This is a genomic window from Haloimpatiens massiliensis (assembly GCF_900184255.1).
GTDB lineage: Bacteria > Bacillota > Clostridia > Clostridiales > Clostridiaceae > Haloimpatiens > Haloimpatiens massiliensis.
Map to the genome: position 1 here is coordinate 1,190,549 of NZ_LT854640.1, position 15,100 is coordinate 1,205,648.

Below are 15,100 nucleotides of genomic sequence, written 5' to 3' on the forward strand. Positions count from 1 at the left end.
CATTGATATTTACAACCATACTATGAAAAATTCATTTATAATTATGTTAATACTTTAACTGGGAATTCATAATCAATGGAATTATGAATTTCTATATTATAAAAAACCGCCATCTACTGTTATTATTTGCCCAGTTACATATCTTGAAGAATCATCACATAAAAATCCCACTACTTCCCCTATATCTTCTCCTTGACCCATTCTCATCATAGGTATTTCTTCAATCAGAGCTTCTTTTTCCTCTGTGGAAAAACATTTATTCATTTGGGTATCTATAACTCCCGGTGATACAGCATTAACTCTAATGCCTGATGGTGCTAATTCCTTAGCTAAAGCCTTTGTAAAAGAGTTCACAGCCCCCTTAGATGCTGAATATATAACTTCGCAAGAAGCTCCTACATTGCCCCATATGGATGAAATATTAACAATAGTGCCTTTTTTTCTATTTATCATATGCTCCACTACTGCATGACAACAGTTAAATACTCCCTTAAAGTTTACATTCATTATTTCATCAAACTCTTCCTCTTTTAGATCCATGAATAAACCTACTTTTGATATACCTGCATTATTAACTAATATATCCAATTTAGAAAATCTCTTTATTATATCTTCAATCATACTTTTGCAAAAAGAATGATTACTTACATCCCCCTTATATAAAAAACCTCTTCCTCCATTTTCATTAATCAATTCTACTGTTTCTTCTGCTCCTTTTTGATCTTCCTTATAATTCACTATAACATTTGCTCCTCTTTTACCGAGTTCTATAGCAATACTTCTACCTATGCCTCTAGAGGCTCCTGTAACCAATGCTATCTTACCACCTAAACTCACTTTATCATCTCCCCTTTTCTAAATCATTTATCTATACCATCCCTAGACAGCACTCCTTGTGTATAGTAATGTTTTATTTCCTTCATTTCTGTAACCAAATCTGCCATTTCTATAATTTCTTTTGGAGCATATCTCCCTGTTATCACCACTTCAATTTGCTCATTTCTATTTTTTATTGCATTTACTACATCATTTAAATCTATTAATTTATAGTAAAATGCTATAGTTATTTCATCTAATATAACCAGTGAATATTCCTTTGAATTAAGGATATGCTTACATTTTTCCCAAGCTTTTTTTGCAGCTAATATATCTTCTTCCTCTGGATCTCTATTTATAAAGCAATCTCTGCCTAGCTGTTCTATAGTTATATTTGGTATGTATTCTACTACCTTACACTCATTATATTTCATTCCTTTTATAAACTGTCCTATATAAACATTTTTTCCTGCCATAGCTGCTCTAACTGCAAGTCCTATAGCTGCTGTAGTTTTGCCCTTACCATTTCCTGTATATACATGAACATATGATTTTTTCATTTAAAACACTCCCCTTAATAACTATAGTTTATTAACTATACTTTCACACATAAATTGTACATTAGATGAATAAACATTCTTAATTTAGAATTTAGGTAGATAAGAAGTAAAAGGTAAGAAGTAAGAGCTCTTGAAAAAATTCAACAAGGCTGAATTTTCAACACAGCTATTACTGTCTGTTCTTACTTATTCACAAATTAATTATAAAAAACTCTTTGAGTTTTATCCTTAACTCTTACTTCTTAGCTATTACCTGTCACTTATCTGCAAATTTCAAATTATAATTAATTTCTAAAAGAACTTTATTCTTCATTTTAAATTTTTATTTTATAACTGCAAAAATTGAATTATTAATTTATCCTTTAAAAAATAATAGCAGACATAACTATTAAAGTAACTATCTCTATAGCTTCACTAGTAAATCCTAAAGTATCTCCAGTATGACCACCTATATAATGTTTAGAAAATATATTTATTAATAAAGTTAACAATATATCTACTATAGCAATTATCAAAAAGTTTCCTGCCCCTACTATAGGTAGTATTATAATCATTCCTATTAAAGAGGATACTATTACTCCTATGAGCTCCACATTTCCTATAAATACATTTCCCGAACCAGTTTTTTTTGCAGTATTCCCTATATAACATATAAATACTACGCAACACTTTGCCATTACAGGAACTGCTATAATCCATAAACTAAAGCCCCCAGTGATTAAATTTGATATTCCTACATACTTTAAAATAAAATTGCAAATTATAGCTATACATGAATAAGTTCCAATTCTACTGTCCTTCATTACCTCTATTATTTTTTCTTTTCCTCCTTTAAAGGAAAAAAAACCATCAAAAACATCTCCCCATCCATCTACATGGAGAGCTCCTGTTATAAGAAGTGATGCTATGATTGCAAAAACTGCCACTATATTTACAGGTAAAATTCTACTAAAAGAATATATTACTATCCATTGAACCCCACCAATTATAAGTCCAATTATAGGAAAAAATATTAATCCCTTTTTAAAATTATCCATTTCGCAAGGTAAATTTTTATTTATAGGTATTCTTGTTAAGAACTGTACAAAAAGTAGAAAATTATTAAAGAATTCCTTCACTATACTCATCTCCAATTATTTAAATTGTAAAATCATCTTTTAATAAACTTTTATTTCGCAAGTATAATATGATTATCTCACAAAAAGCATTACATTACTTGAATTATGAAATTTCTCTGGAATGACTTGCATAAGAAGCAAAGGAACTATTTAAATTTATTGTTCCGAGCTTTTATGCAAGTCATGGAGGAGAATTTCATAATTCCACCGCATTGTACCTTTTTTGTGGTTTAATCATAATATTTATTATTAATTATTTTAGTTTTAGTGGCAGTCCACAGGCCGTAAAATAAACCTCGTGACTTTTTTTAGCTATAAATTGATTGGTAAACCCTGCAATATCTCTAAAAATTCTACTCAACTTATACTCCGGCACCAAACCGCTTCCCACTTCGTTAGTTACCATAACTAAATTTATACCCTTTTCTTGCGCTTTATCTATAAACTTTCCGAATTGATCTTTTATATATATTAGTAATTCATCTACTTCTTCCATGGACATACCATCAAAGTCTTTACTTTCCTCAAACATTAAATTAGTTATCATAACAGTAACACAATCTAACATTATATTTTTATGGTTACATTTTTCTACAATCATGTCTAAATCCTTAAATCCCTCATAGGTTTCCCATTTTGAATTTCTACTCTCCCTATGTTTTTTGATTCTGTCTTTCATCTCTCCATCTGTAACTATAGCCGTAGCTATATAAAGCACATCATCTGTCTCCTTTAACAAATTCTCTGCAAAACTACTTTTGCCACTTCTACTTCCACCAGTAACTAAAACCACTTTGCTCACTTTAAAAGCCTCCCCTTTCTATATGCTATAATTCTAGTACTAAATTATTTTTCTCATAATCACTAATGTACCCACCGAACTTTTTTTATAAAAATTTTAAAAATATTTTGTACTCAATTTTAAATTGCACTTCTTTTATTTCACTAGCAAACTAGTCAACTAATAAAGGGTGTATTATAGAATCTAAATAAAGATTTCCATATTCATATTTAATCAAAACCCTATCTCCATTTGCACAAGCAAACTTCCAAAACAAATCTATATTTTCCTCCATTACATAACATAAAATCGCCTTGATAACTCCTGAATGAGTTACAATGAGAACATTGTCGTACTTCATTTGTTTTAATTCATCCATAAAATTAGAAACCCTTTCATACATTTCCATGTAGGTTTCTCCACCAGGTGGTCTAAAATTTTTCCAATCCTTTAACCACATTTCACATTCCTTTGGATACTCCTTAGAAAGCTCTTCAAAAGTTTTCCCTTCAAAGTCTCCAAAACTGGTTTCCTTTAATCTTTCATCCTTATATAATGACTTTGGCTTTTCTCTTAATATAATTTTAGCTGTCTCATATGCTCTTTTAGTATCACTTATATAAACCTTATCTATGTTTATGTCCTTAAAAAATTTCGATAAAGCTTCTATTTGAGCAACTCCTTTTTTATTTAACCCTACATTCATACTGCCATAATAAGTTCCCCTTGCATTTTGAAAAGTTTCCCCATGCCTTACTAAGTATATATTCATTTCTTTATAAAACCTCATCTCTTTTTTAATCTTCAACTATAATCTTATACCAAGGTTTAAAATTTACTAATTCAACTTTCGCAGTTATAATAGCTAAGAAGTAATAGTTGTAGTGAAAATTCAACTTTGCTGAATTTTTTCAATAGTTTTTACTTTTTACCTATTAGTTCTTACCTTTTCACTTTTACTTCTTACCTTATGTTTATTTTTCTCTTATATCTATATATTCATTAACATCTAGTGCTGCATCTTCAAAGGTTCCCATGTTTTCCATAGTATAAATTGCAGCTTCTATTATATTAAAAGCTAAAGGGCATCCAGACCCTTCCCCTAATCTCATTTTTAAATTAAGTAACGGCTGTACTCCTATTTCTTTTAACATATATATAGCAGCAGGTTCAGCTGATAAATGGGAGGAAAATATGTAATTTTTGCACAAAGGGTTTAACCTGCAAGCACATAAAGCTGCTGCAGATGCTATAAATCCGTCTATAACAATAGCTACTCTATTTTTAGCTGCTGCTAAAAAGCAACCACAAAGTCCTGCAATGTCATATCCGCCAACTTTAGACAATACATCTATAACATCATTTTTATCTGGCTTATTTACTTCTATAGCTTTTCTAATAGCCTCTCTTTTACACATTAACTGTTTATCTGTTATACCAGATCCCTTTCCTGCAGTAATTTCAGGGTCTAAATCGCAAAGTACACTCAAAACCGCTGCACTAGTAGTGGTATTTCCTACTCCCATTTCTCCTGTACCAAATAAATTTACTCCTTCTTCTACTAGTTTATCTACCATTTCTATACCTATTTCTATGGCTCTTATAGCTTGTTCTCTTGTCATTGCAGGTTCTCTAGACATATTTTTTGTACCATAGGAAATTTTTTTATCTATTATTAAACTATTATGGAAATCACAATTTACCCCTATATCCACTACAGTCATGTTCGTGTTAGTGAACTTAGAAAGAACGTAAACTCCAGTTATATCTCTAGTAAAATTATTTGTGACTATACTTGTTATCTTCTGAGAATTATTGCTTACATTCTCCTCTACAACTCCATTATCTGAGCACATTATTATTATATTTTTATTTTTTATCTTAGGAAAAACATTTCCCGTTATACCTGCCATTTGAGCAGCTATTTCCTCTAGTCTTCCTAGACTACCAATTGGTTTAGTTAAATTGTCTATTCTACTCCATGCTTTTTTTACAGCCGCTTCATCCAATGGCTCAATTCCCTTTATCGTACTTTCCAATAATGGCATTTTTACTCCCCCATCCTTATGTATCTTTCTAGTTTTTAAGTTTATATATTATAATTACATAATAATACTAACATATTTCTTTTATTTCAGTAAACAGTTCGTAAATTTTAGTCTTATATTAAAAGATAAAATACCATAATAAAAAAGCTGCAAGGCCTTACCTTTTCAAGTACAGCCTTGCATATATAATATTTATTTAATTTAACTCAGCTATTAAGAACTTTATTTTTATTCCTTGCTCTATAAATTTAGATTCATACTCAGTAATTATATTGTCATTAAAGTTTTCATTATGCAAATCTCTAGTTAAATATTTAAAACTAAATCCACTTTCTTTAAAATACTCTAAAGATTCTTCAAACAATTCATCATCATCAGTTTTAAACCATATTTGACATCCTTTTTCTATAAATTGTTTATAGTGTTCTAAAAATTTTGTATGAGTAAGTCTTCTCTTTTTATGTCTTTCCTTTGGCCACGGGTTACAAAAGTTTATAAATATTCTTTTAATTTCTCCCTTTTTAAATACCTCAGATATACCCATTATATTCATGGCTGTTATTCTTACATTTTCAATCTCTTCTTCTTGAAGTCTTCTAAGCACATATATTAAAACTTCATCTTTAAGATCTACTGCTACAAAATTTTTATCTGGATATTTTAAAGCAGCTTTAGATACAAACCCACCTCTTCCACATCCTAATTCTAAATATATATCATTATTACTTTTAAATTTCTCATGCCACTTTCCTTTTAATTCTTTAGCATCTGAAATGAATATTTCACTTTTCTCTAATTCAGGTCTTGCCCACCATTTTTTCCTTAGTCTCATGTTCTTCCTCCTATATACATAACATACGTCTATAATTTTAACATAGAAAAGTTATATAAAACAATAAAAAATCAAAAAATAAGAAGCAAAGAGTTAATCATCCATTGCTTCTACTAAAAGTATGTTGATACTTCTGAACCTATTTACTGGCATTGGAAATCCATCTGCAGATATTATATCTGTTGTATGAACAATTTATACATCATGTCTACTAAATAAAACTTGCTATTTTAAAGAAAAAACTAACTATAGCTCTATAAGGAAAGCCTAGTATTAAAGAAACTATAGAAGTTCTTATTCCTGGCAATGGAACTATAAATAAAACAAGTATCACCATTTGATAACCATAAATTATATCTGAAAATTTATAAAAGAACTTAGGAAACACATCTTTCAAAACATGAAATCCATCTAGTCCTGGTATAGGTAATAAATTAAATAAAAATAAAAGTACATTAATTTCTACTACTCCTCGCAATATGTAAAGTATAAGGAACATTACAGTATTAACTTTTTCTCCAAAATCTCCAACAAAAATATGATTGGCTATAATGCCATAAATCAAAGCAAAAACTAATGCTGTAACTAAATTTGAAATAGGACCTGCTATGGACACCTTTAAATCATCTTTATAATAATTTTTAAAGGCTCTAGAATTAGTTTCCACAGGTCTTGCCCATCCAAATCCCAAAATCAATATCATGATAAATCCTATTGGGTCTATGTGATTAATAGGATTTAATGTAAGTCTTCCTTGGAATCTAGGTGTCTTATCTCCTAGTTTATCCGCCATCTTAGCATGAGCATATTCATGCACAGTAAATGCTATTAATATAGCTGGAATAATTAATATTTTACTCAATATATATTCTCTACTGAACAAATTTCTCTCCCCCTAAAATATAAAAATTTATAGTTATAAAATATTAAAGTTAATAACTATTTTATTTCTTCTTTTTTAATATTTCCAATGTTATCTTTGTAAAGAAAACCATGTTTATAAAATCCTATGAACTCTCCCTTATATTTAAATGCCTTATTAGAATTATATTCTCTAACTACCTCTGCATTGGCCTCTTTTACATAAACCTCCCCATTGTCTTTTACATAAATACTACTTAAATCATATTCCTTATCTAAATTTATTTTTTTTAAATTTAGATTCTTCATATTATTTAAATTATCTTTATTATCAATATATAATATTTGACTGACCTTTGAATTTTTTATAGCATAGACATAAATATTTTCTTTATCATCCAAAGTCCATAGTCTACCATCTGTTAATTTACATACGTTTCTAATTTCACCTTTATTATATTGCATTAATACCGAATTTTCTAGATTTTCATATAAAAGTGTATTGTCTTTAGTTACCAGCATATTTCCTATATTAATTTTTCCTAAATCTAATTCTTTTACATTTTTCATTAAATCCACACTATATACTCTAGATTTTCCTTTTTCTACAATATTTACATATACCATTTCTATCACTGAAGATACAGCTATATTTCCAGTAACCATCTGTTCGTTTGTCCAAAACAAATGTGCTATTTCTTGTTTAACATGTTTCTTCACATCATAATAGGATATATTAATTCTATTAGAATTTTTCTCTTTTTGCTGTTCTAATATTAATATTCTAGTTCTATTTTCAACCCATGCATAATCCAATATTGTACTTTTTTCACTTACTGGTAAACTTTCAGTCACACCTTTTTCTACATGTACTATATTAAGCTTTTCACCTATTAAATAACTAATATAGCTGCCTTCTGGGGATATATTTATATCTTTTGCCTCCAAAGGTATATTAGCTTTAGTATTGTAACCTTCTTCTTTTTCTTCATGCTCTAATTTTGTTATTTTAACATTAATGTTATTATCTAAAATATATTTATCTAAATACCAAAGGAAAGATGTTTCTATAAATACACCTATTATAATCCATAATAAAATTTTTTTAAATTTTTTCATAAAATTCACCTTTCCATTTATTAGCCCTTATATAATATTATTTTTCTACATATACAATAGAAGGAACCGTCCTTTCACCTAAGAGACCTGAAGGATTATTTATTATATCCCCTTTGTAGTACATAGTAGAAGAAGAACCTCCATCTAAATTAGTAGCATTATAAGCACCACACTGAATCATTATATCCTGTAAATCCTTTAAACTAGCCCCATAACTACCCGCTTGTCTTCCATCTACAACTAATAAAATTACACTCCCATCTTTTCTCTGACCTATAGCTGTCCTTGGAGCAATACCCCATCCACCATCTCCTCTAACTACAGTTCCCTTTCCATCAATAACTATTGGAGGACCAAAAGATATAGCATCTCTTACTTTTAAACTCTCTAACTCCTTTAAACTATAGCTTCCCACTAATAATACATCATTTTCTGTAAAAGCCGTAACATACATTTGAGAATCTCTTTTTACACTTTGACAGATATTTTTTCCATTAGACATTAAAATTCCCATAGGTTTTTCTCCTGCACTAACCCATGATTCTTTCTGTTTATTATAGGAAAAAGCACCACCATTTATAGCAGCCACAGCCTCATTTTTTTCTGCTATTTTACTTGTAGGTTCTCCCTCTAATCCAATTTTACCACTATATCCTACTTTTACTTTGCTAGGATCATCTATAATTAACATATATCCCTTAAACCTTTTACTGCTAACAGAATATTTTTCTATATCTATTTTTTTAATTCTATCTATTATACTATTTTCTATTTGTTCTAAATTTTTTTGTTTTTTTATATTAAATTTATTTTCACTTAAAATTTGGTTTATATGCTCCTGTGTCAAAAATTTTTTTGCTATGTATTGATGACTTAAGGTGGTCATTGAAGCTCCTACCATATTCTTTTTAATATTTTCAAATGGACCATAAAATACAAAAAACGGAATTGTTATAAATATAAATACCACTTGAAAAACTAAGAAAACTAGAATTTTAGTGACCCACTTATTTTTTTTCAAATTTATCACCTTTCCTAAACTACACAAGTATAAAGTAAAATATATCACAAGTACATGTTCATTACAACATATTATACATACATGTAAATAATATAAAAAAAATTTAAAACTTTTTAAGTGTACATTATTATTCCCCAGTAAATAATGTCTAATTACTATATTATTTATTCACTAGTAATTTAAAATTAAACATTAAAGACCGGGGAATAATGATTATTCTTATACTATTATAATGTATAATTACAATATTTTATAATCTTTTAGCTCCTTCGTATGCTAAAGGAGATCTTTCACATTCTTCATAATTTAAAGTAAGCTGATAACAAAGATTACTTCCCTTCATTTTTTCTGATGCATAACATAGTCCATTAAATTTAAAATCTAGAGATGGTTGATCTATTTGTTCCGGATCTCCTATAAGAATTACCTTAGTTCCCTTTCCAATTCTAGTAATGATAGCTTTAATTTGTTTAGGAGAAAGGTTTTGAGCCTCATCTATAATTACCCAGTTTTTATATATGGATCTTCCTCTTAAGTACGCCACTGCCTCAGTAGTTATAATTCTCTTATCAAAAAATTCTCTTATTTTATCATTAAGCTCATCTTCATCTTTACATTTACATTTATAATATGAATTTACTAAAACCTCCAAATTATCATATACTGGTCTCATAAAAGGCAGTATTTTATCTTGCTCTGAACCAGGTAAAAATCCTATCTCTTCATCCATAGTTACATTAGCTCTGCATACTAAAATCCTCCTATATTTTCTAGGATTTGTCTCTAATACTTTATATAACCCTATAGCTAGAGAAAATAATGTTTTAGCTGTGCCAGCAGGTCCTTTTATTATTACCAAAGGTGCTTCATCACTTTCCATAAATAGAGCTTCTTGCATAAATTTTTGTCCCACATTTCTAGGTGATATATTAAGAGGTCTCATGTCGCTATATATTAAAGGAACAACCTTCTTGCCATCATACCTTCCTAATGCAGTTTTTCTAGGATTTTCTATAGCTCTAATCAATATAAATTCATTTATTACTAAATTAGGATTAATATATTCTTCTTTTTCTTCACAGTAGTAAAATAATTCTTTTAAATCCAGAGATTTTCTTATATAAAATTCATTTACATTTTCTTCCGGAGCATATAGTTCTATCCTACCAGTATAGTTTGTACTATAATTACTATGAACATCATCTGTAAAATCATTTACTTGAATTCCTAAAGCGTCCCCCTTTATCCTCTGCATAATATCCCTGGTAATCAAATGTACGTCTTCACCATTTTCCTTTAACCCTTTACAAATTTGAATTATTCTATTATCAGGTTTATTTTTATCCCAAGTTGCTGGCATTCCTATTTCATAGTAATTTGTTTCAACTCTTAATTTCCTACCGCTGGGTAATATAATTCCTTTAACCAAATTTCCATTTTTCCTTAATTGGTCTATTAATTTAATTACATACCTAGCATTATAACCTAGTTCTCCATTTCTTTTTTTAAAATTATCCAATTCTTCAAGTACTACTTCTGGTATTACTACATCACCATTTTGGAAATTCAATATAGATTCTGGAGAATATAAAAGCACATTTGTATCTATAATATATGTCTTACTCAATATATAATTGTTGACATATTATACAAGCCAACAAGTCCTCCTTTCTATAATTGCTAAGTCATTAAATTGTTTTACTATATTAATATTGTTTTATTTTCAATAGTATAACAATATTAAATTTCTTTATAAACAAATTTCTTAGTTCTAAAAGATTTCAATACATCTAAAACTAAGAAACTATTATTTAATAACATATTTGCTTTCATCTCTCACTTTTACAAAAATGAAACTTGAATCCTAAACATCCATGAAATAAAATAGGTTATATTATTTACCCTTGCTTTACAGATAATAATTTTTATTATATAATATATGTAATTTAAAAATAAGGAATGGTGATTATGAATAATATTACATCTGTTTTTAAGGAAAAGAGTCTAAAACTGACTCCTCAAAGAATAGCAGTTTATAAATATCTAAAATCAACTAAAGAGCACCCTTCTGCCGAAACTATTTATAAAGCTTTACAAAAGGATTACCCTACCATGAGTCTTGCTACAGTTTATAAAGCTTTAAAAACTTTAGTTGAAGTAAATTTAATACAAGAGATAAATGTTGGTGAAGGAAGTTTCCGCTACGATGGAAATATACATTCTCATCCTCACATACAATGCTTAAAATGTGGTAGAGTAGATGACATTGAGAATCTATCTTTTTCTAAATTGAACGAAGATATTAAAGATTATACAGATTATTCAGTGCTTTCCAATAAAATTTATTTTTACGGATTATGCCCTAACTGCAAGCATAAGTAGTTTTACTACTTATGCTTTTTATTTATATGTACTCTTTACGACTTCCTTCCACTCGTCACCTGTATAATTACCACTTAAAATTTTAGTTATTATTTTTTCTATACTCCTATTAATTTCCTCTGGAATACTGTTATTTACTAACATATTTCTTCTATTACTGTACTTTATGTGTTCTAAGAATACTTTTTCAGTACTTTCAGTAATATTCTTATTTACTTTTATGTTTCCTGTATAGAAACCTTGTTGCGATATTTTTTTTTGCAAATCTTCACTGTATATAAATTTTATAAAGTTTCTCACTTCTTCCTTATCTAAGCTAGTAGTATTGGCACAAACTATTGGCTCCACTATAATAGTATTTCTAAAATTATTTTTACCTAAATCTATTAATTCGTATTTATAAATTTCCTCAAATTTATTTAAACCTTTTCCATTATAAGCAGCTATAATTAATGGATATTCCTTTCCCTGCATTTCTTTCAAATTATCTGAAGATATTCTTTTAAAAGTTTTATTATTTAATATATTATTCTTATATAAAAAATTCACATATTCAAAAACTTTCTGTATACTCTTTGAATCTTTATAATACTTATCAGAACTTCCATAAAACTCATCTATATTATTTTCAATAACTATATTATTAAATATTGTAGAAAATAAAACTTCATTAATTTCAGTATCTTCTGGTAAAATCACTGGTATTTCTATTCCTTTACTATTCAACTGCTTAAATAAAACAAATACATCATTGATATCTTTAGGATAAGAAATCTTCATCTTATCTACAACATTCCTATTATACAACATTTCAACTGAAAATGGTAGTATACCCACTCCATATGTTCCATTATTGTTTGTTCCATAATTACTCAATATATCATAATATCTATCTTTTATCTTTTCTTCTTTTATTATTGAAGACATTTCACCAAGAAACCCTTTATCTGCTAATTGTATCATATTATTTCTATCTGAGAATATTAAATCAACTTTCTTTTCATTTAATATAGTTATAACTTCTTTCAATTCCGTAAAATTAATAATATTTACTCTATATTTTGTATTTATACTTTCATATTGATTTTTAATATAATTTATTAAATATACATTATCCCTATCTTCTAAATTTGTACAAATATTTATCTCTTTTAATCCAGTTTTCTCTTCTACTTTATCACTACTCTTCTTACATCCGATAAAATTAAAACATATAGAACATATTAAAATGCAACTTAATATCTTTTTTATGTTTTTCATAAAACATCTCACTCCATTTCAAAGGATTTTATTAAAAATAGTTTATGTAATTAATTAATTATATTATTCATGCATATACTTTAATGGGGGTGAATTATATGAAGTTAAAAGTAATATTTTTAAAGAAAAAACATATATACTTGGTAATTAGTGTATTAATAGTTGTTTTAATGTGCATTTTTTTTATATCCATAGGGAAGAAAAAAAGTTCCCTGTCTACTTTCAATATTATGTCCAGAGATAAAATATTTAAAACTGATTTAACTGGAGATGGAGAAGAAGATTTACTTTATGTTAAAACAAAAAATAATAAATATTATATTCAAGTAAGTACAAAAGATAATAAAAGCATATTTTTGGAACCAGAAAAAAAATTGGGTACTCTAGGAGACTACTATGAACACTGGCCAATGCGAATTACCTTAAAAGACATAAATAGAGATAATACACCTGAAATTTTTATTCAATCATGTAAAAATGGCAAAGCTATACAACATGTTTTTCTTTGGAATAGAGAAATTTTTAAGGATGCATTTTGCAGTTATAATAATATATTAGGTTTTGTGGACTTCTCAAATACTAGAACACCAAAATTTTTATCTGGGAACTATAAAGACAATAAGATAAATTTTGATAATTATATACTTGTTGGAAAGGAACTTAAAAAATTTAATTATAAATGTGAAAATAATTTTTTTGGAAGAGATACTATAGGTGAATTTATAAATTTTGCAGGCTCCATGCCTAAAGATAAAGATTCCTTTAAAGATTATCTAAAAAATATGGTCTTTAATGACTCTTCACTAAAAGAAATTGATAAATCTATATGTGAAATTAATTCTAAAACTTCTAAATTAACTTTTCAAGATGGATTCTTTAAGGATTCCAAATATAATAAAAGCGGTAACCCTGCAGAAATATATTGGACTTTAAACTTTAAAGGAAATTTAAAAGATTCTAATGAAATGAAAAACTACACCTTTGTTTTAACATTGAAACCTTCTGAGGATAAAAATAAGGATTTTTACTATAAAATTACCAAATTGTCCTTATCTCCCTTAAAGTAAAATGGACCGCTAATGCGGTCCAAGGGGGATGGGGGGTTTGGGGCATAAAACAACTTAAAATTTATAGTTTGTAAATCAAATATTAATTTGATTACATTAATAATATTTCCACATATAATAAAATTTATACATAACATAAATAAAATTTATTTAGTTTGTATTAATTTAGGTACATGAAAATAAATAACAAGTGAAAGATGCTGGTATATTTTGTGTCAGACAAGGAAGCAGGTTCCGCCGCTAGTAGAACTATCGGTGGGTTCTGCTGACGCAGTATGACGCAAAATAGACTAGCATACTGACTTATTATTTATTTGAATGTGCCTTATATAAGTATTAATTACAAGAATATAATTCAATAATCCTATTTAGTTCTTCTTTTATTTCATCATCACATAAATTTCTTAGGCACATCAATAATTTTATGATTTCCTCTCTTTTACTATTATGGATTTCATCATCTATATTTATTGCTTTTACATTATCTATAATTACTGAGTCATCTACAATTTCTATATTATCTACAGTTTCTTTATTGTCCAACTGATCGCTCTCTTCAATTACATCTTTATTTTCATCCATTACATTCTCCTGTGTACTTGTCTTATTCTGTTTCTCTCTATTTTTAGTTTTTATTTCTGCTACTTCACTTTTTTTCTTTTCATTTTCATAATTTCTTTCTTCATCCTTATTGTAATCATTACCTTGTATGTTAAAATTAGCCAATAATTGTGCTAATGCATTCATATCTATATTACCTATCATTCTTGATATTTGGGCTAATGGAGAATTGTCAAAACCACCATATGAATTTTGATTATTGTAAGGATTATTGTTAAAATTATTTTCTTCTCTCATTTCCCTTTCTTTATTTTTATGTTTTTTCTTAGACACCATATCACCCCTTTTTTTACACTAGGGAGGGACGTACTCCCTCCCATTACTTTTACTAGCAGCAGCAATTACATCTTCTGGCACCAGCGCCTGCAAAACCACTATTATTGCAGCAGCATAAAAGTAAGAATAAGAAGAATAAAGCTTCAATTGTGGATTGGGATTGTATTACCTCTCCTTTTCTAAGAGCTATTAATAAAACTACTAGGCAGAAAGGATTACATATATTTCCAAAACATGTTGGCCTTCCACAACCAGAGCTGTATCCATATGCTGATGAATTACAGCAACAATTTTTCTTTGACATTTTCAACCCCCCTTTCTTGGGCAATGGTATATTT

At 28.0% G+C, this 15,100-nt stretch carries 16 protein-coding genes; 2 read left to right on the plus strand and 14 right to left on the minus strand.

Translation table 11 applies throughout. The annotated features are described in order from the left end of the window. Positions 1 to 96: 96 nt before the first annotated feature. The 11 genes from ymfI to C1715_RS13915 form a co-directional block, all read right to left on the minus strand. On the minus strand, positions 97 to 837 hold the full coding sequence (gene ymfI, locus C1715_RS13865) for an elongation factor P 5-aminopentanone reductase (RefSeq protein ID WP_102401064.1): 741 nt from the start codon (positions 835 to 837) through the stop codon (positions 97 to 99). 23 nt (positions 838 to 860) lie between these two features. Continuing rightward, positions 861 to 1,376: a cob(I)yrinic acid a,c-diamide adenosyltransferase gene (gene cobO, locus C1715_RS13870; RefSeq protein WP_102401065.1), complete on the minus strand. Its 516-nt coding sequence runs from the start codon at positions 1,374 to 1,376 to the stop codon at positions 861 to 863. 362 nt (positions 1,377 to 1,738) lie between these two features. Next, positions 1,739 to 2,494, minus strand: coding sequence for an adenosylcobinamide-GDP ribazoletransferase (cobS, locus tag C1715_RS13875; protein WP_102401066.1), 756 nt, complete (start codon positions 2,492 to 2,494; stop codon positions 1,739 to 1,741). 253 nt (positions 2,495 to 2,747) lie between these two features. Continuing rightward, the gene (gene cobU / locus C1715_RS13880; protein WP_102401067.1) at positions 2,748 to 3,296 is read right to left on the minus strand and encodes a bifunctional adenosylcobinamide kinase/adenosylcobinamide-phosphate guanylyltransferase; all 549 of its coding nucleotides are present in this window, start codon (positions 3,294 to 3,296) and stop codon (positions 2,748 to 2,750) included. A 151-nt stretch (positions 3,297 to 3,447) separates the two neighbouring features. Continuing rightward, on the minus strand, positions 3,448 to 4,047 hold the full coding sequence (gene cobC, locus C1715_RS13885) for an alpha-ribazole phosphatase (protein WP_102401068.1): 600 nt from the start codon (positions 4,045 to 4,047) through the stop codon (positions 3,448 to 3,450). 202 nt (positions 4,048 to 4,249) lie between these two features. Beyond that, positions 4,250 to 5,323, minus strand: a complete 1,074-nt coding sequence (gene cobT, locus C1715_RS13890; protein WP_102401069.1) for a nicotinate-nucleotide--dimethylbenzimidazole phosphoribosyltransferase — start codon at positions 5,321 to 5,323, stop codon at positions 4,250 to 4,252. 196 nt (positions 5,324 to 5,519) lie between these two features. Next, the gene (gene trmB, locus C1715_RS13895; RefSeq protein WP_102401070.1) at positions 5,520 to 6,155 is read right to left on the minus strand and encodes a tRNA (guanosine(46)-N7)-methyltransferase TrmB; all 636 of its coding nucleotides are present in this window, start codon (positions 6,153 to 6,155) and stop codon (positions 5,520 to 5,522) included. Between the two features lie 211 nt (positions 6,156 to 6,366). Next, the gene (locus tag C1715_RS13900) at positions 6,367 to 7,038 is read right to left on the minus strand and encodes a site-2 protease family protein (RefSeq protein WP_102401071.1); all 672 of its coding nucleotides are present in this window, start codon (positions 7,036 to 7,038) and stop codon (positions 6,367 to 6,369) included. A 56-nt stretch (positions 7,039 to 7,094) separates the two neighbouring features. Beyond that, positions 7,095 to 8,135 (minus strand): hypothetical protein, encoded by a 1,041-nt coding sequence (locus C1715_RS13905; RefSeq protein ID WP_102401072.1) that lies wholly within the window; start codon positions 8,133 to 8,135, stop codon positions 7,095 to 7,097. 37 nt (positions 8,136 to 8,172) lie between these two features. After that, positions 8,173 to 9,156: a phosphodiester glycosidase family protein gene (locus tag C1715_RS13910; protein ID WP_242971960.1), complete on the minus strand. Its 984-nt coding sequence runs from the start codon at positions 9,154 to 9,156 to the stop codon at positions 8,173 to 8,175. Positions 9,157 to 9,406: 250 nt separating this feature from the next. Then, positions 9,407 to 10,783, minus strand: coding sequence for a PhoH family protein (locus tag C1715_RS13915; RefSeq protein WP_102401074.1), 1,377 nt, complete (start codon positions 10,781 to 10,783; stop codon positions 9,407 to 9,409). A 341-nt stretch (positions 10,784 to 11,124) separates the two neighbouring features. Between C1715_RS13915 and perR the strand changes: the two genes are divergently transcribed. After that, a complete protein-coding gene (gene perR / locus C1715_RS13920; RefSeq protein WP_102401075.1) occupies positions 11,125 to 11,538 on the plus strand; it encodes a transcriptional regulator PerR in 414 nt (137 codons plus the stop codon). Between the two features lie 18 nt (positions 11,539 to 11,556). On the opposite strand, the gene C1715_RS13925 is transcribed toward perR, so the two are convergent. Beyond that, a complete protein-coding gene (locus C1715_RS13925; protein WP_102401076.1) occupies positions 11,557 to 12,798 on the minus strand; it encodes an ABC transporter substrate-binding protein in 1,242 nt (413 codons plus the stop codon). Between the two features lie 98 nt (positions 12,799 to 12,896). On the opposite strand from C1715_RS13925, the gene C1715_RS13930 reads away from it, so the two are divergent. Then, the gene (locus tag C1715_RS13930) at positions 12,897 to 13,865 is read left to right on the plus strand and encodes a VCBS repeat-containing protein (RefSeq protein WP_102401077.1); all 969 of its coding nucleotides are present in this window, start codon (positions 12,897 to 12,899) and stop codon (positions 13,863 to 13,865) included. Between the two features lie 336 nt (positions 13,866 to 14,201). On the opposite strand, the gene C1715_RS13935 is transcribed toward C1715_RS13930, so the two are convergent. Both C1715_RS13935 and C1715_RS13940 read right to left on the minus strand, forming a co-directional pair. Then, the gene (locus C1715_RS13935; RefSeq protein ID WP_102401078.1) at positions 14,202 to 14,759 is read right to left on the minus strand and encodes a hypothetical protein; all 558 of its coding nucleotides are present in this window, start codon (positions 14,757 to 14,759) and stop codon (positions 14,202 to 14,204) included. Between the two features lie 55 nt (positions 14,760 to 14,814). Continuing rightward, a complete protein-coding gene (locus C1715_RS13940) occupies positions 14,815 to 15,066 on the minus strand; it encodes a hypothetical protein (RefSeq protein WP_102401079.1) in 252 nt (83 codons plus the stop codon). Positions 15,067 to 15,100 lie beyond the last annotated feature (34 nt).